16 protein-coding genes and 2 tRNA genes are annotated in these 21,917 nt (G+C 39.3%); 3 read left to right on the forward strand and 15 right to left on the reverse strand.

The window, feature by feature from the left end; all coding sequences use genetic code 11:
• Window positions 1-167: 167 nt before the first annotated feature.
• Together BR73_RS0100745 and BR73_RS0100750 are read left to right on the forward strand one after the other, a co-directional pair.
• On the forward strand, window positions 168-2,564 hold the full coding sequence (locus tag BR73_RS0100745) for an endonuclease MutS2 (RefSeq protein WP_033163992.1): 2,397 nt from the start codon (window positions 168-170) through the stop codon (window positions 2,562-2,564).
• Between the two features lie 15 nt (window positions 2,565-2,579).
• Window positions 2,580-3,296 carry a response regulator transcription factor gene (locus BR73_RS0100750; RefSeq protein WP_033163993.1) on the forward strand — a complete coding sequence of 239 codons (717 nt, stop codon included), beginning with the start codon at window positions 2,580-2,582 and terminating at the stop codon, window positions 3,294-3,296.
• Window positions 3,297-3,371: 75 nt separating this feature from the next.
• Here the strand turns inward: BR73_RS0100750 and BR73_RS29560 are convergent, their stop codons facing one another.
• Complete coding sequence (locus tag BR73_RS29560) at window positions 3,372-3,497, reverse strand: hypothetical protein (RefSeq protein ID WP_278248517.1); 126 nt, start codon at window positions 3,495-3,497, stop codon at window positions 3,372-3,374.
• A 171-nt stretch (window positions 3,498-3,668) separates the two neighbouring features.
• On the opposite strand from BR73_RS29560, the gene BR73_RS0100760 reads away from it, so the two are divergent.
• Window positions 3,669-5,087, forward strand: coding sequence for a HAMP domain-containing sensor histidine kinase (locus tag BR73_RS0100760; RefSeq protein WP_033163995.1), 1,419 nt, complete (start codon window positions 3,669-3,671; stop codon window positions 5,085-5,087).
• Between the two features lie 294 nt (window positions 5,088-5,381).
• On the opposite strand, the gene BR73_RS0100765 is transcribed toward BR73_RS0100760, so the two are convergent.
• The 14 genes from BR73_RS0100765 to BR73_RS0100830 form a co-directional block, all read right to left on the reverse strand.
• Window positions 5,382-7,067, reverse strand: a complete 1,686-nt coding sequence (locus BR73_RS0100765) for an ABC transporter ATP-binding protein (protein ID WP_051684872.1) — start codon at window positions 7,065-7,067, stop codon at window positions 5,382-5,384.
• On the reverse strand, window positions 7,057-8,847 hold the full coding sequence (locus tag BR73_RS0100770; RefSeq protein WP_051684873.1) for an ABC transporter ATP-binding protein: 1,791 nt from the start codon (window positions 8,845-8,847) through the stop codon (window positions 7,057-7,059). Before BR73_RS0100770 ends, BR73_RS0100765 begins: the two co-directional genes overlap by 11 nt.
• 537 nt (window positions 8,848-9,384) lie before the next feature.
• Window positions 9,385-9,882, reverse strand: a complete 498-nt coding sequence (locus BR73_RS0100775; RefSeq protein ID WP_033163996.1) for a tRNA (cytidine(34)-2'-O)-methyltransferase — start codon at window positions 9,880-9,882, stop codon at window positions 9,385-9,387.
• Between the two features lie 18 nt (window positions 9,883-9,900).
• A complete protein-coding gene (locus tag BR73_RS0100780; RefSeq protein ID WP_033163997.1) occupies window positions 9,901-11,064 on the reverse strand; it encodes an aminotransferase class I/II-fold pyridoxal phosphate-dependent enzyme in 1,164 nt (387 codons plus the stop codon).
• Window positions 11,061-11,546 carry an Lrp/AsnC family transcriptional regulator gene (locus BR73_RS0100785; RefSeq protein WP_242860600.1) on the reverse strand — a complete coding sequence of 162 codons (486 nt, stop codon included), beginning with the start codon at window positions 11,544-11,546 and terminating at the stop codon, window positions 11,061-11,063. The genes BR73_RS0100780 and BR73_RS0100785 overlap by 4 nt, the downstream gene beginning before the upstream one ends.
• 261 nt (window positions 11,547-11,807) lie before the next feature.
• On the reverse strand, window positions 11,808-12,800 hold the full coding sequence (locus tag BR73_RS0100790) for an AIR synthase family protein (RefSeq protein WP_051684874.1): 993 nt from the start codon (window positions 12,798-12,800) through the stop codon (window positions 11,808-11,810).
• A 383-nt stretch (window positions 12,801-13,183) separates the two neighbouring features.
• Complete coding sequence (locus tag BR73_RS0100795; RefSeq protein ID WP_051684875.1) at window positions 13,184-14,764, reverse strand: VanW family protein; 1,581 nt, start codon at window positions 14,762-14,764, stop codon at window positions 13,184-13,186.
• 505 nt (window positions 14,765-15,269) lie between these two features.
• Window positions 15,270-16,007: an aminoglycoside phosphotransferase family protein gene (locus BR73_RS0100800; protein WP_033164000.1), complete on the reverse strand. Its 738-nt coding sequence runs from the start codon at window positions 16,005-16,007 to the stop codon at window positions 15,270-15,272.
• A gap of 121 nt (window positions 16,008-16,128) precedes the next feature.
• Window positions 16,129-16,872 carry a 3'-5' exonuclease gene (locus BR73_RS0100805; protein ID WP_242860601.1) on the reverse strand — a complete coding sequence of 248 codons (744 nt, stop codon included), beginning with the start codon at window positions 16,870-16,872 and terminating at the stop codon, window positions 16,129-16,131.
• 83 nt (window positions 16,873-16,955) lie between these two features.
• On the reverse strand, window positions 16,956-17,624 hold the full coding sequence (gene nth / locus BR73_RS0100810) for an endonuclease III (protein WP_033164001.1): 669 nt from the start codon (window positions 17,622-17,624) through the stop codon (window positions 16,956-16,958).
• Between the two features lie 73 nt (window positions 17,625-17,697).
• Entirely contained in the window at window positions 17,698-19,455 is a 1,758-nt protein-coding gene (locus BR73_RS0100815; protein WP_156034560.1) for a B12-binding domain-containing radical SAM protein, read from the reverse strand.
• A gap of 1,596 nt (window positions 19,456-21,051) precedes the next feature.
• Window positions 21,052-21,465: a hypothetical protein gene (locus BR73_RS0100820; RefSeq protein ID WP_033164003.1), complete on the reverse strand. Its 414-nt coding sequence runs from the start codon at window positions 21,463-21,465 to the stop codon at window positions 21,052-21,054.
• Between the two features lie 176 nt (window positions 21,466-21,641).
• Window positions 21,642-21,712 (reverse strand) — tRNA-Gly (locus BR73_RS0100825).
• Between the two features lie 27 nt (window positions 21,713-21,739).
• A tRNA-Leu gene (locus BR73_RS0100830) sits at window positions 21,740-21,825 on the reverse strand.
• Between the last annotated feature and the right edge of the window lie 92 nt (window positions 21,826-21,917).

The following is a 21,917-nucleotide window of genomic DNA, read 5'->3' on the forward strand; positions in this document are numbered from 1 at the left end:
CCTCAGATGATCCGGCATCTGAGAACAAAAGAGGCAAACTTGAGGTAAAGAGTGTAAGAACAGCAATTTCACTCTTAAAAAGAACCTCTGAATGAGCGCAGCTGTGCTCATTTTAAACTTCCTTCCTCGGATTTTGTGCCGCCATGAGCGGCAGAACGGAGTAATGTATGAACGAAAAAGCATTAAAAACACTGGAATATTATAAAATCATAGAAAAATTATCAACCTATGCAGGTTCAGGTCTGGGTAAAACCATGTGCAATAACCTCCTGCCCGTAAACGATATAGACGAAATCAGAAAATCCCAAAAAGAAACCTCCGACGCTCTCTCAAGAATCTTAAGAAAGGGCAGTCTTGGTTTCTACGGAGTCCATGACATCAGAGGTTCTCTTAAGAGATTGGAGGTCGGCTCAGCCTTAAGCGCTGCAGAGCTTCTCTCCATCTGTTCTGTTCTTGATGCCACCTTAAGAATTCGTTCTTATGGCGTAAAGGATACAGGAGACTCAGAAACAGGTGAGAAGGAAATCGATTCCCTGGAGGAGATGTTTCGTTCCCTGGAACCCATAACCCAGTTAAACAACGAAATTAAGCGCTGCATCTTAAGCGAAGAGGAAATAGCTGATGATGCCAGTCCTGCCCTAAAAAGCATCCGCAAATCCTTAAAAATTACCAATGACAAAATACGGGACCAGCTAAATTCCATCGTGAATTCCTCCGGCTCCAAAAATATCCTTCAGGAGAATATCGTTACCATGCGTAACGGCAGATACTGTATTCCCATTAAACAGGAATACAGAGGCCAGTTCCCCGGTATGATTCACGACCAGTCCTCCTCGGGCTCAACCCTCTTTGTAGAACCTATGGCCGTTGTGAAGCTGAACAACGACCTGAGGGAACTGGAAATCAAAGAGCTACAGGAAATCGAGCGGATCCTGGCGGACTTAAGCGAGCAGGCAGGCCAGCATACGGATAAGCTGTACAACAATATTAAAATACTGCCTTTACTGGACTTTATCTTTGCAAAAGCTACCTTATCCAAACAGATGAAGGGTACAGAACCTGTGTTTAATGACAAAGGTATCGTTAATATCAAGAAAGGCCGTCATCCACTGATCGATGGCAAGAAAGTAGTACCTATCGATATCAACCTTGGAAAAGATTTTAACCTTTTAGTAATTACCGGACCTAACACCGGTGGTAAGACCGTATCCTTAAAGACTGTGGGGCTTTTTACCCTCTTAGGTCAGGCAGGACTCCATATCCCCGCCTTTGACGGCTCTGAGCTGGCTGTATTTGAAGAAGTATATGCAGATATCGGAGATGAACAGAGCATTGAGCAGAGTCTTAGTACCTTCTCCTCCCACATGACCAATAATGTAACTATTCTTGAGAAAGCCAATTACAAGTCCCTGGTGCTCTTTGACGAATTAGGTGCCGGAACGGATCCCACAGAAGGTGCCGCACTTGCTATGGCTATACTTAACTATCTTCATAAAAAGGGTGTACGTACAATGGCTACCACCCATTACAGCGAGCTTAAAGTCTATGCTTTGACCACAGAAGGTGTAAGCAATGCCAGCTGCGAATTCGATGTAGAAACCCTGCGTCCTACTTACAGGCTCCTTATCGGTATTCCCGGCAAGAGTAACGCTTTTGCCATCTCCTCCAAGCTTGGGCTTCCAAATCATATTATAGAGGATGCCAAAGGCCTCATCGGCATGCAGGAGAAGAGCTTTGAAGATGTAATATCTGACCTTGAGAAGAACCGTATGGAAATCGAACGGGAAAAAGAAGAAATCAATTCCTTAAAACAACAGGCCAAGGAGCTGCAGACGAAATTAGAGCAGCAAAATGACAAACTGGCAGCAGCCAAAGAACGTATCCTTGCAGAAGCCAATGAAGAAGCAAGAAAGCTCCTTCAGGAAGCAAAAGACGTAGCCGACCGTACCATTAAGAATTTTAACAAATGGGGTCTGGAAGGCGGTCTGGGAAAAGATATGGAAAACGAGCGCGGCAGGGTCAGAGATCTTCTGTCTAATACAGAAAGCAAACTAGCCATTAAAGGCAAACGCAAATCACAAAAGACTGCGAAACCCAGTGAATTCAAGATTGGAGAGGCAGTTTACGTAATCAGTCTTGGCTTAAAGGGCACCGTAAGTACTCTTCCCAATGCAAAGGGTGATTTATATGTACAGATGGGAATCCTAAGATCCCAGGTTAACATAAGCGACCTGGAGTTAATCGATGAACCGGATGTCACAGGACCTAACATCACAAAATCCGGCAGCGGTAAGATAAAGATGGCAAAAACCCTCCACATCAGTACAGAGATTAACTTAATCGGTAAGACCGTAGATGAAGCCCTGTCCATGCTGGACAAATACCTGGACGATGCCTATCTGTCCCACCTTCCTCAGGTAACCGTTATACACGGCCGGGGAACCGGTGCCCTGCGAAACGCTGTACATTCCTTCTTAAAGAAGACCAAGTATGTAAAGACCTACAGAGAAGGTGCTTTCGGAGAAGGTGGTCAAGGCGTTACCATCGTAGAATTCAAGCAGTAAAGAAAGGAGTCATTTATGGCTGCCAAGCAGAAAATTCTCATTGTAGATGATGATGTAAATATTGCAGAGCTAATCTCTCTCTATCTGACGAAAGAATGCTTCGATACCTTAATGGTACACGACGGAGAAGAAGCCATTACCAAGTTCGCGGAATATCAGCCCAATCTGATACTGCTGGATCTAATGCTTCCGGGTATTGACGGTTATGAAGTATGCCGTGAGATCAGAAAGAACTCTTCCGTCCCTATTATCATGCTGTCTGCCAAAGGTGAAATATTTGATAAAGTATTAGGTCTGGAGCTGGGAGCCGATGATTATGTCATAAAACCTTTTGACTCAAAAGAACTGGTAGCAAGGGTAAAGGCAGTTCTAAGACGTTTTCACCCCGCTCCCAATCAGCCTTCTGCTCCCGCTGCACCGGAACAGAACGGTGATTATGTTTCTTACCCGGACCTTATTATAAATCAGAGCAACTATTCCGTTTTATACTTTGGAAGTACTATCGAAATGCCTCCCAAGGAGCTGGAACTCTTCTATTTCCTGGCTTCCCATCCCAATCAGGTATTTACAAGGGAACAGCTCTTAGACCATATATGGGGTTATGAATATATTGGTGATACCAGAACAGTAGATGTGCATATCAAAAGGCTTCGTGAGAAGATTAAAGACCACACCTCCTGGAGTTTATCCACGGTGTGGGGAATAGGTTATAAATTTGATGTAAAAAAATAAGATAGACACCCTTGGGTGTGTTTATAAACTGCTTGTGCCAGTCCGGATGTTCTTCTGCAAAATACAAGATGCAGTTTAATGGGCATGGGCATCTATAGGAAGCCATGCCCAGAACTGCATTTCGGTGCTGCCTGCTTCGGTGCTGCCTGCTTCGGTGCTGCAGGGAACATGCGGCCATAGCAGCAACGTTACTGTTCCCAAAGCCACCGCAGCCAAGGATATGGCAAAGTGGAGTGTTCAAAACGGTACAATAAATTTTCAGACACGCCTTAGCAGTCTTACATACACTAGCTTGTTATTGTTATCAGTAACAGCACTCTGTAAGTCTGTAGTTTCCTGCAAAATATCTTTTGCAAAAGAATGGAGTAACACATGAAACGCACCCTTTTTATGAAACTTATCCTGCTTTATTTTGCCTCGGCAGTATTTATGTTCCTGCTGTTAAATACCTATGGTTTAAACCATTATGCAGAAAAGCTGGCGGAAGAAAAGAAGATGCAGCTCTACACCCAGGCGCTGTCCATCTCCAACGATTATATGACGGATTTCTATAATCAGAAGCTTTCCCTGTCGGATTTATCCTCAAAGGTCAAGGCAATGTCCACCATGCTGGATGCAAGAATATGGATTGTCAACAAAAATGGGACTGTACTTTATGACACCACTCCCTCTGACACCGGAACCGAGTCTATAAACATCTTTGAGCTGGACTCTGATTTCTTATATCAGCCCTTTCCTGCCACCGGCAGTTTAAAAAGTGTCTTAAAAACACCTATGGTAAGTGTTGTATATAAGGTATTATATAAATATCAGATACGAGGTTATGTAGTAATTCATTATTCTTATGATAAGATACATAAATCAAGTCTGGGCTTTACCGATACTCTAAATATCTGTCTGCTGATATTCTGTGCTTTTCAGGGCGTAGTATTTGCTTATATCTATTATGCAACGGTTCGCCCGCTGAACAAAATAAACAAAGCTGCCCTGGAATACACCAAAGGCAACTATTCCTATCCAAAGCCCATTCACACCACGGATGAGTTCGGAACACTATCCAATTCCCTGGCTTATATGGCAGGTGAAATTAGAAATCTGGATAATTACCAGAAGAAATTCGTGGCAAATATCTCACACGATTTCCGCTCCCCCTTAACCTCTATCAAAGGGTATGCTGAAGCTCTTTTAGATGGTACCATTCCTTATGAGATGAAAGATAAATACCTTGGTATCATTTCTTTTGAAACGGAGCGTCTAACCAAGCTGACAAGCGGTCTGCTGACTTTAAACGGTTTTGAGAACAGAGGTACCCTGCTAGAGCTTACCTCCTTTGATATCAATCATATCATTAAGAAAACTGCCGAGAGCTTTGAAGGCTCCTGTAAGGATAAGAAAATCACTTTGAACCTGATCTTCTCCAATAAAGTAACACTGGTAGATGCAGATATGGGGAAGATTCAGCAGGTATTATATAATCTGCTGGATAATGCCATAAAGTTCAGCCACCATAGTTCCACCATCAAGATTTCCACTCAGGAAAAAGGTGATAAGGTATTCATTTCTGTGAAAGATTACGGTATCGGTATACCAAAAGAGAGTATTAATAAGGTTTGGGAACGATTCTATAAGACCGATTCCTCCAGAGGTAAGGATAAGAAAGGTACAGGTCTTGGTCTGTCCATAACAAAGGAGATTATCAGTGCTCATAATGAGAATATAAATGTTATCAGTACCCAGGGTGTGGGAACAGAGTTTGTGTTTACCCTGCCACGTACCGATGGGTTTATCTAATGTTTTATCTTACCGAAATTATTACAGAAGCCTTTTTCCCTGTAATAAAAGGACTGTTGCAAATTGAAGGTAAAATGTCAAGAAGCCTCCTGGCTTTCCTGTAATACACTTCCTGAAAAATATGTTACCGTTTTGTGTGCTGGAAGCCAGCAATTTTTTACGATTATATAGTACACAAAATTGATAATATGTTTTCAGCGGGTATGTGTAGGAAAGTCAAGAGGCTTCTGACTGCAACATTGCTTAAAATGCATTAGCACCAAAACGAGAAAAATTCTATAATACCTTGTCAGCTTAGGCTTTTTGCGCAGCCGTTATTTTACCATTCTCTAATACATAAACTTCATTTGCTTTTTCAATCGTTGAAAGGCGATGCGCTATTACAAGTGCGGTTTTATTCTTAATTACATCCTCCAGTCCCTTCTGAACCAATTGTTCTGAATTAGAATCCAATGCAGAGGTAGCTTCATCCAGCAACAGGATAGGTGCATCTTTTAATATAGCCCTTGCTATAGAAATACACTGTCTTTGGCCTCCTGAAAGTTTCTTCCCGCCCTCGCCAACATTTGTATTATAAGCTTCCGGCAGCCTCATTATAAAATGATGGGCATTTGCCTTTTTTGCTGCTTCCATAATTTCTTCCCTGCTGGCATTTATATTACCGTATCTTATATTCTCTTCGATTGTACCGTTAAACAAATGTGCATCTTGAGGCACATAGGCAATCTGATTTCTCAAAGCTTTCAAGTCAAGATTACCAATGGATTTGTTGTTTATATAGATATTACCCGAACTTACCGGATAAAAACCCATTAATAACTTAATAATCGTACTCTTTCCAGAACCACTGGCTCCGGTCAATGCAACCATATTCCCTTTATTTATATTCATAGAGAGATTTTGAATAAAAGTATTCAGACTATTATACCGAAAACTTACATTCTCTAACTGAATTTCACCACACTCTCTCTTGATTTCCACGTCTGCATTCTCATTCATCCTATTGGGCTCTGGAATTTCGTCCAGTATATCTGATATACGGCATGCACTGGCAAAGGTGCCTTGTAACAGAGTTCTAAATTTCCCTATATTTAAGAACATGTAATTTACACCTTTTTGCAATCCTACAATCACAACTACCGTATCTAAGTCAATTTGTCCGCTCACTACCATAAGCACTCCTATTACATAAACTCCCGTCATACTTAATACACCGAACATATAATTCAAACCATTTAATTGCGAAGCCTTACAGACACGTTTGTAATTCAGTGAAGCATTTTCCTGACTTTCCCTGATGTATCTTCCCGTAATTATACTTCCTATGTTAAATATCATCGTAGTCCGATAACCTGTAGTTATATCAATCAGATATTGATTCAATATCCCATATGATTCCTGAATCTTATTTCCCAGTATCCGCAACGATCCGGAAAAAGCTATATTAGCCCTTGCAGACAGGAAACCTATTATCATAGTTATTAGTGCTAACCTTAAGTCCAGTTGAAGCATAATAATAGCTGAACATATTCCACCAATTAATGATACACCTGCCATTTGCATATCATCATTTAATGAACTCTCTATTGAATTTACATCATTCATCATTCTGGAGGTCAGATCTCCGCTATGTTTACTGTCATGATAAGACATAGGCAACTCAATTATCTGTGTGAACACATTTAATTTTAACTCAGCCATCGCTTTTTTTATAACATTAACTTTAAGATAAATGCAAAATGGAAATATTATTATGCCTATCAGAAATGCTATTAATGCCAGGACAAAGCCACTGAATAGAAATTGCAGATCTCCTGTTTCTACTGTCTTAATCATATTTTTATTAACAAAGGCACTTAACACATTGCTGGTTACATTAATCGTACAGCTTAGAAGCAGTGTAAAGAGATAAATCCATTTCATCTCCTTTAATAAAGAAACCATTTTATATAATTCATTTAAGAAATACTTAATTTTCATTCATCGTTACCTGCCCTGTTCTGATTGGATATACTATCTGTATATTTTGCTGGTTATACAGTTTTTTATAAATACCATCTTTTAGAATAAGCTCGTCGTGGGTACCCCATTCTTTGATAGTTCCCTTGTCCATCACTAATATCCTGTCAGCCTGTTTTATAGTAGATAGTCTATGGGCAATTGTAATTATTGTCTTATCCCTGGAGACTTCCTCCAATACCTGCTGTATAAGAAGCTCCGATTCATAATCTAAGGCTGACGTAGGTTCATCCAATAATAAGATAGGCGCTCCCTTTAAGATTGCTCTGGCTATTCCCAGCCTTTGTCTTTGTCCGCCTGATAACTTGACTCCTCTTTCTCCAACCTGTGTATCATATCCGTTGCATAACTCCATTATAAAACTATGGGCATCTGCTGCTTTTGCTGCTCTTATAACCTCTTCGCGGGTAGAAAAAGGCTTGCCAAATTTAATATTCTCCTCAATAGAAGCCGGATACAGATAAGTATCCTGAGATACCAATGCAATTTCCTCCCGTAAACTGCTTAGCTTCCAATGCTTTATATTTTTTCCGTAAATTTCTATTTCTCCATCATTCAGTTTATAGAAACCGCAGATTAAATTCATAATTGTACTTTTACCGCAACCGCTTGCTCCTACAATAGCTGTATTACTACCTCTTTTCACTTTAAAACTCAGGTCTTTTATCGCTTCATTACCGGATGCATAATGAAAGGAAACCTTATGAAAATCAATGGCTGTATCACTGTCCTTTTGCTTATATTCTTCACCGGAGGTTTCTTCTGTTTGCAGTGTATACAACTGCAACAGCCTTTTTCCGGCTCCCAGTGAACTTCTGATACTCATTATCAGATTAGGTAATTGTGAAGTGGGATTAACAATAAATCTCTGTAATAACATAAATGCTATGAGACTGCCTGCTGATATTCTTCCATTATACGCCAGATACCCTCCGTAAGTCGCACAAACCACATAAGGGAATTCATATACCATGAACATTATTGGCATCATAAAACAGCCTCTCATATTTATTTTTCTTTGATATATCTCCAGTGATTTATCTATTTTTTCTGTACATCGCTTATAAAATACTTCCTGCAGATTATAAGCCTTTAAGATGGAAATTCCTGTGATTGCATCTTGGATAATACTGTTTGTTTCACCCATATATCCATAATAATCCTCATAATATTTACTCATTGGCCGGCTCAATATATTGGATAGAAATAGTGCTAGAGGAATTGATATAAAGCTTAGAATAACCAACTTCCATTGTATGGTTAATAAGTATGCAGTAGTAGCAATAACGATTAAAGGGGAATAAATATAATTTGATAAGTTCCCAAATAGAGCTTCTAACTTTGAGATATCATTATTTAATCTGGATGCAATATCACCGGAATGCATTTCATCCTTAGCAGAGACCTCGACTGCATCATAATGTATTACTATTTTATCTCTTATATCCTTGATTGCATAACTTCCAGCCCGGCCAGAAGAATAAGGCATCAAAAAACTTGCAATAACGCCCATAAGCAATGTACTTAAAAGTAATATTACAATCCTTGTTATAGCTTCTCTGCTGCTGTCGTTTATAATATTAATCAATCTTGTTATTAAGGAAACAGAAACTATATCACAGAAACCAATAACAGCTGCGCAGATCAGACTTAATAATACCCATTTTTTATATGGTTTGACGAATCTTAATAATTCTTTAAAAATCACCCAATCACTTAAATCCATAACATTTTTACCCATACTACCCATCCCCTTTTCTAAAATATAATATGTACTTTTAACAAGTAATCCTTAAAACGATTTACTATAAACATATTATAATTTTGTTTGCTATATATTTCACATCACAAAAATCTGTTTACTAATTTCGTAAACATGATACATCATTTATTAAAGCAAACTTATTTTATAATTGTTTATTCAAATTGTCAACATTTTTTATATTTATTACTATAAATTTTGATCATAAAAAAAGACCCAAACAAGCCGTCAAACCTATTCAGCCCTTTCAGGTATTATATAGCATACCAAAAATATTAATTATGGGGACAAACATTAAAACGGCTCTTTGTCAAACTAATGCTTAACAAAGAGCCAAATTTTTTTAAAGCTATAATTTATTTACTAAGTACTAACTGTACAGAAAGACCTGAAATTTCAAATGTAAAAACAATACATAAAAAAGCAAGTTGCAAAGCATATAACACTACTTTGCAACTTGCCCGGTAAAACTAATTAGATATAAGTATTTGCCTCAAGAATTTCTATAAAGTATTCCTAAGCTTCATCCCAGGAATGGCGGTGCAGCTTTCCTGCCATTCGCATCCCAGAGAAATCATTATGCCTTAACGCCTCATAGAGTACAATAGCAACAGAATTGGCAAGATTTAAAGAACGAATCTCTCCCATCATAGGAATGCGGATTGCATTTTCCTTGTTATCAAGTAGTATCTCCTCCGGAATTCCAGCACTCTCCTTACCAAACATGATATAAGCATCCGGCTCATAATCAGCTTCTGTATATACCTTTAACGCTTTGGTGGTTGCCATATAAATTTTGGCTCCCGGATTCTTCTCTAGGAAATCGGCATAGTTTTCATAGATTGTAACATCAAGGTCCTTCCAGTAATCAAGACCTGCCCGCTTAATCTCTTTTTCCTCCAGAGAAAAACCAAGGGGCTTTATTAAATGGAGCCTGGCTCCTGCCGCAACACAGGTACGTCCTATGTTCCCGGTATTAGCAGGTATCTCCGGTTCCAGTAATACGATATTCATAACGTAAATCCTCTTTTCTTATCCACGGTGTTTCTTAACAAACCGCTCAATTCTTTCTACGGCAATCTTTAAATTCTCCATGGAAGAAGCGTAGGAAATACGAAGGAATCCTTCTCCTCCACTGCCAAAAGCAGTTCCTGGAACAGCAGCTACCTTTTCTTCCATCAAGAGTTTCGTAGCAAACTCATCTGAAGTCATGCCCATGCTTTGAATGCTGGGGAAGATGTAGAAAGCTCCAAAAGGCTCGAAACAGGTCAATCCCATATCATTAAAGGCTTTTACCAGATAATTTCTCCTCTGGTCATAAGATTCCCTCATCATAGCAACATCAGCATCACCGTTTCTTAAAGCCTCTACAGCAGCATACTGGCTGGCTGTTGGTGCACACATAATGGCAAACTGGTGAATCTTTGTCATCTGCTCAATGATAACAGCGGGACCTGTAGCATAACCCAGCCTCCAGCCTGTCATGGCATAGGACTTGGAAAAGCCGTTAATAACAATGGTTCTCTCTCTCATACCAGGAAATGAAGCTATGGATATATGCTGACCACCATAAGTAAGTTCAGAATAGATTTCATCGGAGATAACAATCAAATCCTTTTCAAGTATTATAGGGACAATTTCTGCCAGATCCTCTTTTGTCATTACGGAACCTGTAGGGTTATTGGGGAAAGGAAGCACCAATACTTTCGTCTTATCTGTGATGGACTTTAGAAGGCTTTCTTTTGTAAGCTTAAACTCATCCTTTTCCTTTAATTCAATAATAACAGGTTTGCCGCCTGCTAACACAACACAAGGCACATAGGATACATAACTTGGCTGAGGCACCAGTACTTCATCACCGGGGTCCAGCATAGCTCTGAGTGCAATATCGATTGCTTCACTGCCACCAACGGTAACAATGGTTTCATGATCATAGTTATAGCTTAATCCGAAACGTCGGCTTAAATAACTGCATATTTCAATCTTTAATTCTTTTAAACCTGAATTGGAGGTATAAAAAGTCTTTCCCTTCTCCAGGGAATAGATGCCTTCTTCTCTGATATGCCAGGGGGTATCAAAATCCGGCTCTCCCACACCCAGAGAAATTGCATCCTTCATTTCACTTACTATGTCAAAAAATTTACGTATACCGGAAGGCTCAATGCTTACGACGGTCTTTGATAATGGGTCTCTCACGGTGTAATCAGCATCCTTTCATCTTTGGTTTCATGAACCAGGGGGAGTCCATGCTCTTTGTATTTCTTCAGAACAAAATGGGTCGCAGTGCTGAGTACCGCTTCCATAGGTGCTAATTTACTGGACACAAAGTTAGCCACTTCTCTCATGCTCTTGCCTTCAATAATTACCGTAAGGTCAAATCCACCGGACATCAGATAAACTGATTCCACCTCATCAAATTTATAGATTCTTTCTGCAATCTTATCAAATCCCTGGCCTCTCTGAGGAGTTACCTTTACTTCAATAAGGGCTGTAACCTTTTCACTCTCTGCATTGTCCCAATTGATCAAAGTTGGGTAACCGCAAATAATAGATGCTTCCTCTAACTCCTTGATGGCAACTGCCACTTCTTCTTCCGTAGCATTAAGCATAGCAGCCAGATCCTTTGGTGTAAGCTTACTATTCTTATCAATGGCCTGCAAAATCTTTTCCTTTAACATTTTTATACCCATGTATATCGCAGGAAAACCTGCAATACTGCCACATACAATCGGATGAGGATAAAACCTCCTGCATTCAACTGTAGATCCTTAAAGTGAAAGAAGCTCATGTGGCATCCTTTCGATTTTATATTTTCTTTCACTCATTCCAGCATATTGCCGCGAAAGCGGCAATAAAAAGCAATTCTTAAAAGACTTCATTATCTGACCATGCATTTGATCTAACTTGTGTTATGTATACATGGTGTTCATATACTTCCGTTATTTCACAGCGTTAACCTGATAAAGTTCATCAGTTTTCGGGGGTTCCAGGAATCTCTCTTCCTCCTGATTGCGTATGGTTCTTGCGTTACCGTCAGTAAATCTTCCGATTACAACTGCCGGAATACCGCTGTCATTTAACTTTTCTGCAAGTTCATTTCCTTTCCCGGTAACCAGTAAAAGAGAGCCTGCCGCATAAAGCTGATAAGGGTTTAGGTCAAAAAACTCACAGATTTCAATGGTTTCCTGTTTAATTGGAATTTTCCTTAAATCTGCTGTGAGACCCAATCCTGTGCGAACTCCGATTTCCCATAAGGCTGCAAAAATACCGCCTCTTGACGGATTATGCATAAGTTTCACTCCCGCTTCCTCTCCTATATCCGCTTCTGCAGCTATGGAAAGTAATGCGGTAAAATCCTCTGCATTCTGTATAAAGTCTCGGTTATATCTGGTTAGAAGCTCCTCGGTATGCTCTTTGGCAAGGATAGCAGTCCCTAGAAGTCCTGCCCATTTTGTCATTACAATCTCATCTCCGGGCAGGACGCCCGCGGATGCGGTAACCCGGCTGCGGCGTATCTTACCCACACCGGTCACTGTTATAACCGGTCTGTTGACATAAGAAGTTATCTCTGTATGACCACCTATAATCTCAAGGTTATATGCCCTGGCTGTATTTTCCGCTTCCTTCATAATATTCTGAAGCTGGGATTCCTGTGAATCCTCCGGCAGCAGTATGGTAAGCATAACACCGATAATATCGCCGCCGGCTGCCCTGATATCTGCAACAGCACTATGTATAGCAGCAGAGGGAAGCAGGTCTTTTGAAACCGTTATGGGATTGGAGGTCAGAAGCATTCCTTCATCTTCTCCAATACCCACAGCTGTGCAATCCACACCAACTCCAGGCCTCTGAAGTACTTCATCCCTTCTCTGCTTTATCTGTCTTAGGACGGAACGCTTTAAAATCGGTTCCGATACTTTCCCCATCTGCATGGTAACTCCCATCTGTGCCCAAGGCACATTTATATATTAGGATATATATTTCATAAAATAGCAGATAGTTTGAAATTAAAAAAGCATTTCAAACTTCTTATCTAAGCAGTACCACAAGCAGGCTTGTGATATGCCCTTGTATAGTTTGAAATAAAAAAACATTTCAAACTTCTTATTTAAGCAGTACCACAAGCAGGCTTGTGATATGCCCTTGTATAGTTTGAAATAAAAAAACATTTCAAACTTCTTATTTAAGCAGTACCACAAGCAGGCTTGTGATATTGCCTTTCTTCGTGTGTTAGATTGTGAAAAGGGGTTGTTGCATAACGAAAACTGTTATGCAGCAACCCACACAGACCATGCTTTTAGCCTGCATCTGCTTCTTAAATATCATCATCCTGGGGTTCAACAACACCCTGGCTGCCATCATCGCCACTTTCTGTTTCACCGGTACCGTTTGTCTGTCCTTTATTGCCATTAGGCTTCCCTTTGTTACCCTCTGTCTGTCCCTTGTTTCCGTTTGTACCAGAGGCAGGTACATCAGTTGCACCTTCTGATGAAGTATCGGTTCCATCGTCTGGTTCTTCCGCATTCTCTTCCGGCTCAGGTTTCTTCGTTCCAATTGTTACATATCTGGGCGAAGGGTTATATACGCTCTTATTAATTTTTGTACGGCTTACTTCAACACCGTTTTCATATACAACTTTATAGAGCTCTGCAGAGTAACCTGTATGAGCCGACTGTGTTGTATATTCATAACCCTCCAGCTGATTCGGATCTTTGGTTACTACATCAGCACCGGGTGCTTTTTCATTTAAAACAACTGTTTCAAATTTAATCTTTCTTCCCTCAGTATCTCTGGTTTCATTTCCCCAGATATTAAAGGTTATGGTTCTTCCCTGGGTAGAAGCTTCAATTACAATTGGTGTATCAGTGTCATTCTTGAATTTTAAATCTTTCCAGGTTCCTGCAATCGCAGCATCTCTTGAGAGAGATACATAACTAATGGTCATGGAATGGGGGAATCTCTCCACCACTTCCAGCTCCGAATAAAGTACTGCATTGTATAGAGTAGTAGTTACCTGGCAGGCACCACCACCGATGGAATCAATTACTTTACCATTTGCATAAGCACCGGCTTCATAATATCCGTTCGCCTTTGTAAAGGGCGTTAGCTTCTCGTAAGCAGAGAAAACATCCCCGGGATACAATACTGTATTATTAATAAGTCTTGCACCATTTGCAAGGTTAGCTGCACGGTCATTAGAAGATGATGTATAGGTAGTGGAATAAGAACCAAGAATGGTGTTGCATTTTTCTACCATTTCCCTGGTATACTTTGGCTCATCCTTTTTTATTTCAGCTGATACGTTGACATCCTCGCCTGTCCAGTCCTTTAATACAGCTTCTTTAATGGAATCGGCTGTTGCGGTGGTATTTACCTTCATACCCACCACTTCATCGGTATAGACAAATTTTCCATTCTTTCTGGCTACTGTAGCGTTTTTCGCTTTAATATTATGACTAGACAGCTGTTTCTTGGCAAAAGTCTTCAACTCATCATCTGACATGCTGAATTCCAGCTTATAGGTAAGATTATTTTCCTGGGTATCCTTTAATTCTTTATACTGCCTGATCAGGTTACCGTTTTTTCCAATCTCCAGGGCTTCTTTAATATATTGGTTGTCTTTACTGGTGAACCCTAAATCTCCAAGGGATATTGTCTCTTTCTCACCATCTATATCAACGGTTACCGTCTTTTCCTTCAATGAATCTACGTAATCTTTCACTGCCTGTTCGGCTTGTTCCTTGGTCATTCCACCAATATCCACCGAATCAATATATACCCCTTTGGTTATTACTTCCTCTTCGGCTGCGGCAAAAGCCTTGGTCCAGTTACAGGTAGATAATAGAAATAATGCAAAAACAAACACTACCCGTATTACACTTTTACTGTTCTTCATTGCTTTCCCTCCTCTGCTGACTGATTTTTAGTGGCAGCATAAAGCGCTGCCTTTTATCAGAAATCAAAAAACGATTTCTGATAAGTATATAATAGGAATTTAAATACATTCCTATTATCGATTTACGGCAGCATAAAGCGCTGCCTTTTATCAGAAATCAAAAAGCGATTTCTGATAAGTATATAATAGGAATTTAAATATATTCCTATTATCGATTTACGGCAGCATAAAGCGCTGCCTTTTATCAGAAATCAAAAAACGATTTCTGATAAGTATATTATAAACAATAATTCATATGTATATCAATATTTTATTAAAATATAATATTGATAAGCATAGGTGCTACCATGGCCAGCACCAGGACTACTACTATCACTAAAGATATAGCTCTTTTTACTTTATGATTATTAAAATTCAATTGAGACACCTCTTTCTTATTTCCTTAACAGCAAATATATTCTGTCTTATATTTAAATTTATTAATACCATTTCAAAAAACTGCAAATCATATAAATTCATTCGGACACTCACCAGCTCTGGCAACACCTATCACAAGCAAATAATCCTTAATCATATCTTTTCTTATACCCATATAGGATAAATATTTCTTCACAAGTGTTCTTTTTATATTTAATAAACCTTCTTTGTCAGTAACACTTTCAGAAACAGGTGTATATTCTAATAAATATACTGTACGGGCTATATCATATAAATAACTCCCCCTGCACAGATTCATAAAATCTATTACATAGGTCTCTGTCCCGGATACAAGTATGTTTCCTGGATGATAATCACCATGACACAAGGTATTACCCTCAGGTAATCTTTGAAGTATTTGAAGGGCTTCTTCTTTTTCTGTTATCTTACAGCTCTTAGCATTTTGAATATGGTAGGCTAGAAACTCTTTATAATCAGGTAAATCCTTCAATTCAAACTTTAGCATTCTTTTATGGAGTGAGGACATATAAAAAGCACATTTGTCCAAATCGCCGGTCTTAAAAAACCAATCCTCCAGTGACTCTCCCAGCACTTTTTCATATACTATACCGGAGCGGCCTTTATATTTAAGCCTGTCATATGGAATGGGCTTAGGAAAATCGAAATCCTTTACCGCCAATGCATTTGAGTATTCATTTTCTACTGCATGTTCAGGGTAGCCTTCGTAAAAAAGCTTTAGGACTTTATTACCTCCCCATTCAAAGACCTCTGCCGTATTGCCGGAACCGATTAATTGTTTCTCCATTCTTTGCTCCATGGATTGCTATTCCTTACTTTATAAAATCCAAATTACCACTTACTATCTCCTAAGTACTTAATACACTATATTATTGTATAAACTACTCTAATTATTCTTAGATTTATAGTTATGTCGCAGGTTTATAATTTAACCTTCCCTTGTTAAGAATAATACTGTCAATCAGTTTGGAAGCCTCGCTTCTTGTCAGATTGTCTATGGAATTCATATACTCTATCTTATGATATTTTAATAAATCATTCAAGTAATTTTTTTGACTTGCAGTGATGGGCTGGGTCTTTTTTACCTTATAGGATAAGACCTGCTGCTTAAAAACATCCCTGTGGCTGTCAAAAAACTCATTGCACATATATGCATAAACCATAGCCGTTGCTTTCGCATCGTGGAATGCCCGGTGGGCACTTGGATTCACCACATTATAGCGATTACATAAGCTTCCAAGGCTTTTGCTCTCTTTTTCAGGGATAGTTCCCCTGCTGATCTTAAGTGTATCAATCCCTTCTCTTTCAAAGCTGTGTCCAAGGTGCCCGGCACTGACCTTTATGAAGCTGTAGTCAAACATTATATTATGCCCCATTAAGATATCTTCTCCGGTAAATTTAAGAAAATCCGGCACCACTTCAGCAGCCGTTCTTGCATTGGCAAGCATCTCTTCTGTTATTCCCGTAAGCTTGATGATATTTTCCGGTAAGGGTAAAGGCGGTTTGATCAATTCATTAAAATACTCTGTTATTTTACCCTCTTTTACTCGGACAGCACCTATTTCGATAATATGATCCTCTTCCGGTGAAAGTCCTGTGGTCTCTATATCAAAGCATACAAAGGAGGTTATCATTCCGTTTTTCTTTGTCATTGTAACCTCTTTTCTGGATATCTGGTTAAATTAAATTCGATATCCGCTAATCTTTTGTTTAAGTTGTGTTAAAAATCTCTTCGTTATTTCAGATTATCCCACTTACTTTCCCACTTACACTGCTCAAATAAAAAACATTCATTGCATTTTGGGCTCCTGGCAGTGCAAATGCTTCTGCCATGGGCAATAATCTGAAGGTTATATAGGATCCAATGATCCTTTGGCAGAACCTTCATAAGATCGAATTCAATCTTTACCGGATCTTCCTCTTTGGTAAATCCCAGCTTTCCGGATATACGTTTTACATGGGTATCAACAACAATGCTGGGCTCATGATATATATTTCCTCTGATAACATTGGCAGTCTTTCTTCCCACTCCCGCAAGCTTTGTCAATGCGTCAATGTCATTTGGAACCACGCCGCCGTGATCTCTAATCAGCGCTTTTGTACATTCAATGATATTCTTTGCTTTATTATGATAAAAGCCGGTACTGTGAATATCCCTCTCAAGCTCCCTTAAATCCGCCGCTGCAAAATCTTCAAGTCTCTTATATTTAACAAAAAGGTCCTTTGTAACGATATTAACCCTTTCATCAGTGCATTGGGCACTTAAGATTGTAGCAATCAGCAGCTGCCAGGGAGTATCGTGATTCAGATAACACTTATATTCCCTTGTATAATATTCGTCCAGGAGAGTAAGAATCTGCTCCACTCTCTCCCGTTCTTTTTTTGTAATTCTTTTTACTGCCATAATTTCTCCCATTCCGCCGCTGACTGCAGCTTAAAATCTGATGAAAGAAGATAGAAATGTATTTTGCAGGCAGCTATAAAACCACCACTGCCTGTCCTGCCTGTTTATTAAGCGAATTCCTGTTCTTATAATCATACAGAATAAACTGCTCATCCCCTGTTCTTATGCCATAGTCAGCTGTCTCGTACACATTAAAAGGATAATGCTCTATATGAAGCACACCTTTAACATCCTCCGTTCCGATATCTCTTAACAGACTTGCTGCTATTCTGTCTTTGTCCTGATAAAACAGCTGATATTTCTTCTTATAAGCTTCATAATCCTCTGCAAAGGAGGGTCTGCTCTTAAGCTTCTCCCGGCAAAAGAGGTCATGAACCATAAGGCTCTTTAGTATCTTAACTTCCTCTTTACCCTCCGCTGCAGTTCTTTGTTCAAAGAAGGATAGCAGGGTTTCATATCTTCCCATTCTGGAGGAACTCATAAGGTGAAGCCCTAACTCCTCATAATAATTCCCCAGCTCAAGGAAGAAGTCAAAAGGAGTTTCAAAAAAGTGCATCAGATACTTTAAGGAATACTCAAACTGTCCGCTGTTATAATAAATCTCTGTCATACTTTCTACTTTCTTAAGTAACAGGATTTCATCGTAACTGATCCACTTGGTATAAAGGACTTCATAGGGCGGTTCCTCCTGGTACACAATATCCCATTGGTTGCCGGATAGCTCCTGATTCAGGGTAGAACCCTTTAATACCTTTAAGAAACCCAGCTGAAGCTGATCCGGCTTCATGGCATATACTTCGTTAAAAGAAGCCCTAAAGGAAGGAAAATCCTCCAGCGGAAGACCGGCAATCAAATCCAGATGAATATGAATATTCTCACCCTTATGAATCTGATGAACCACCTCTTTGATTCTCTCAAGGCTCATCTTCCTGTGTATGGCATCCAGTGTATTCTCATTTGCAGACTGTACACCGATTTCCAGCTGAACCAGCCCTTCACGCATGGAATTAAGAAGTTCTATTTCATCAGCTTTCAGAATTTCTCCTGCAATCTCAAAATGAAAATTCGTAATTCCATTATCATGCTCCTTAATAAACTGCCATACCGCCATAGCATGGCTGTGATTACAGTTAAAGGTCCTGTCTACAAATTTAACCTGAGGCACCTTATTCTCAAGGAAAAAGAGCAGTTCCTCCTCCACCTTCTTCACATTGCGAAAACGAACCCTTTTATTTTCCGAAGAAAGGCAATAGCTGCAGGAATAAGGGCAACCCCTGCTGGACTCATAATAAATAATCCTGTTCTCAAGCTCAGATAAATCTTCATAAGGAAACGGAAGCTTATCCATATCCATTTCCCCTCTAATAGGAGTCTGAACTACTAAATTCTCTTTACTGCCGTCCCGAAAGTAAATACCCTTAATCATTAAGAGCTCTCCCTGACCATCCACATAAAACTTCATAAGTTCCAGAAAAGCCTCTTCCCCTTCACCGGCCATAATACCGTCAATAAAGGGAAGCTCCTTCATAAGAGCCTCCGGATTATATGAAACCTCCGGGCCACCCAGCCACAACCTGACCTCTGGCAATACTTTTCTTAATTCCCTGCACACCTTCTTAACCATACCAAAATTCCATATATAGCAGGATACTCCTATAAAATCCGGTTTCTGTTTATAGATATCCATAAGAATATCATCTTTATATTGATTAATGGTATATTCAGAAATCGTAATACAATCCTTATAAGGCAATGCATAATTTCTAAGGCTTCTTATTGCCGGATTGGAGTGAATATATTTTGCGTTAATGCCTACCAATAAAACTTTCAATCTAACCACCATTGTGCTTTGGCGCGCTCTTATCAGCAAACAGCGTCTTTCAGAGCTTAACCGCTGCACCTCTGCTTATCTAGTAATTTTCGGTATAGTGTCTGCAACTGTCTATACCGTATAAAACCGCTTATTCATGCCATACATATCCTTATGATAAATAATAAATAATTTATAAGGTGAAAACAAAATAAGCATAAACCTTGAAAATCATAGGCTTATGCTTATTTTAACACAACATACAAGAAAAGGAAACCTGTCTTTACTGGTAAAGGACGGTAAAGGCGAAAGGAGGGGTTTTGGGAAACGGACGATGAGTTTGGCTTATATTCCTCCATCTCCTGTTCAGAGTTCCAAATTCCACTAAAATGACAGCAGTTGTTCCTGGCAGGTGAAAGGATACCAAACTCGCTGAAAGGCGCTCAGACAGTGGTATCCTTTCACCTAGTCACAACTGCTGTCATTTAAGTGTCCTTAGGAACCCTTCAATGGAGATGAAGGAATATAAGCCAAACTCATCTGGTTGTTTTCAAGGATATGCTTTTGATGCCTGAGTCTACGTAGTAAAAGTCAATTAGAAAATCTTATGTAAAGATATAACGCGATAAGATTCGTACTTATGGAAAATTTAGGTGTCAAAAACTTTAGCAGTTTAAGCTGAGTACAGTTCAGTATTATCAGCACCGTAAGAAATAACAGGATAGAGATTTTGTACTTATGGAAAAGGTGTCAAAACTTTTACAAACGTTTATGTTGAATGCAGTTCAATATTATCAGAATCGTAAGAAATAACAGGATAGAGATTTTATACTCATGGAAAATAATCAGGTGTCAAAACTTTTATAAACGTTTATTTTGAATGCAGTTCAGTATTATCAGTATCATAAGAAACAAGTTTTATCGACTGAAATAAGGCTGAACATCACTCAACAGATATTTCAGGTGTAAAATTATAATAATAATGATAAATAAGTGAAATCGAAAGTGCGGCTTTGGTAATTACCCAACTGATGAAGTAAAATTATTAATCGCTCATTTGAATCATGAACTGCATTATATTAAGGATACATTTAATATAACAAAAATCCATCAGCTTCTCATAAAGTAGATTGATTCATCCCCATAAAGTCTTTGATACAGATACTTCAAGAAATTTTATCATCAGGCTACTATTACCATAATACTTAAAATCCTTGGCGTTTCACAATCTGGATGTCATTCTCTCAAAACCCTACCTCTTCTCATATACCTCAGATTGTAAAGACCGCAATATCCAAAATCATAATTCCATACATCAATACCAGCAAACTGAAAGGTTATGATCAAAAACAGATAATTTGAGGTTCTGTTTAGTAGTTTTGTATTGAGAGAATCCTTATTCCACTTAAGCGGCAGAAACTGTGACTAGGTTAAATTAAACCACTGTTTGAGCACAACAGCTTACACTGAGACACATTACCAGCGAGTTTGGTTTAATTTAACCTGCCAGGAACAGTTCCTGCCGCTTTAGTGGAATAGGGATTCTCGAACAACAAAACGTATAAACAGAACCTCGAATTATCGTCCGCCCCCAAAACCTCCCGTACTGCAAAGTCTTTACACCCTCACATTATTTCCTGCCAGAAATCCTCTAAGCTGATTGTCCAGCCAGATAGCCGGCGCCGCCAGCACAAACCACACCAGGCTGAACAAAGGACATATCTGCCCCCAGGCATTTAAGGGAAGCTCTGAATAATCCCAGACATTGAGATTCATCCACAGATTAACGATAATTCCCGCAACCAGTTCCACTGCTGTTATTGCCAGAGAAGCAAGAAACATTTTCCCGGGAAGAGGAATTTCATGGCCGTATTTCTGGTTAATAAAATCGATTATAAGAAAACAGATGCCGCCTGCAATCAGCATGGAAATGTGGGAATAGCCTCTGAACAAAGTCTCAATGCCACAATAGATGAAACCTCCCACAAAGAAAAATAGAATGTATTTTAACGTGTTATTTATTTTAAGCATACCTTTCTCATCCTTTCTGATTAATAGCGCATCAGCCGTTTAGCTGTCAGCGCATTTCATTCGGTTGAAAATTAGTATGCTCGGATTTTTTACTTAAACTTATAGATTTGCTACATTCCATCACTTCCCTTAGCAAAGACTGCCAGGGTGTCATTTGGAAAAATGGACATGAAAAAAGCGGGTGATGGGAATCGAACCCACGTATCTAGCTTGGAAGGCTAGTGTTCTACCATTGAACTACACCCGCAAATCTATTATGAGATTTTAAAAGTCATGCCGGCGACCGGAATCGAACCGGTACGGGCGATTAGGCCCGCAGGATTTTAAGTCCTGTGCGTCTGCCAGTTCCGCCACGCCGGCATCTAAAATCTTTCTGACAAGGTTAGATTATAACACAGTCACATATAGATTTCAAGTGCTTTTGTACAAATTTTTTATGAAATTCGAAAAAT

This window comes from Clostridium sp. KNHs205, assembly GCF_000702945.1.
Lineage (GTDB): Bacteria > Bacillota > Clostridia > Lachnospirales > Lachnospiraceae > Anaerocolumna.

Coding starts and splice junctions, on each gene's coding strand:
- BR73_RS0100790 (WP_051684874.1), bottom strand. CDS start 12,800: ATGCAGATGGGGAAAGTATCGGAACCGATTTTAAAGCGTTCCGTCCTA.
- BR73_RS0100745 (WP_033163992.1), top strand. CDS start 168: ATGAACGAAAAAGCATTAAAAACACTGGAATATTATAAAATCATAGAA.
- BR73_RS0100800 (WP_033164000.1), bottom strand. CDS start 16,007: ATGGAGAAACAATTAATCGGTTCCGGCAATACGGCAGAGGTCTTTGAA.
- BR73_RS0100785 (WP_242860600.1), bottom strand. CDS start 11,546: ATGTTAAAGGAAAAGATTTTGCAGGCCATTGATAAGAATAGTAAGCTT.
- BR73_RS0100775 (WP_033163996.1), bottom strand. CDS start 9,882: ATGAATATCGTATTACTGGAACCGGAGATACCTGCTAATACCGGGAAC.
- BR73_RS0100805 (WP_242860601.1), bottom strand. CDS start 16,872: ATGACAAAGAAAAACGGAATGATAACCTCCTTTGTATGCTTTGATATA.
- BR73_RS0100795 (WP_051684875.1), bottom strand. CDS start 14,764: ATGAAGAACAGTAAAAGTGTAATACGGGTAGTGTTTGTTTTTGCATTA.
- BR73_RS0100770 (WP_051684873.1), bottom strand. CDS start 8,847: ATGGGTAAAAATGTTATGGATTTAAGTGATTGGGTGATTTTTAAAGAA.
- BR73_RS0100765 (WP_051684872.1), bottom strand. CDS start 7,067: ATGAAAATTAAGTATTTCTTAAATGAATTATATAAAATGGTTTCTTTA.
- BR73_RS0100750 (WP_033163993.1), top strand. CDS start 2,580: ATGGCTGCCAAGCAGAAAATTCTCATTGTAGATGATGATGTAAATATT.
- nth (WP_033164001.1), bottom strand. CDS start 17,624: ATGGCAGTAAAAAGAATTACAAAAAAAGAACGGGAGAGAGTGGAGCAG.
- BR73_RS0100760 (WP_033163995.1), top strand. CDS start 3,669: ATGAAACGCACCCTTTTTATGAAACTTATCCTGCTTTATTTTGCCTCG.
- BR73_RS0100820 (WP_033164003.1), bottom strand. CDS start 21,465: ATGCTTAAAATAAATAACACGTTAAAATACATTCTATTTTTCTTTGTG.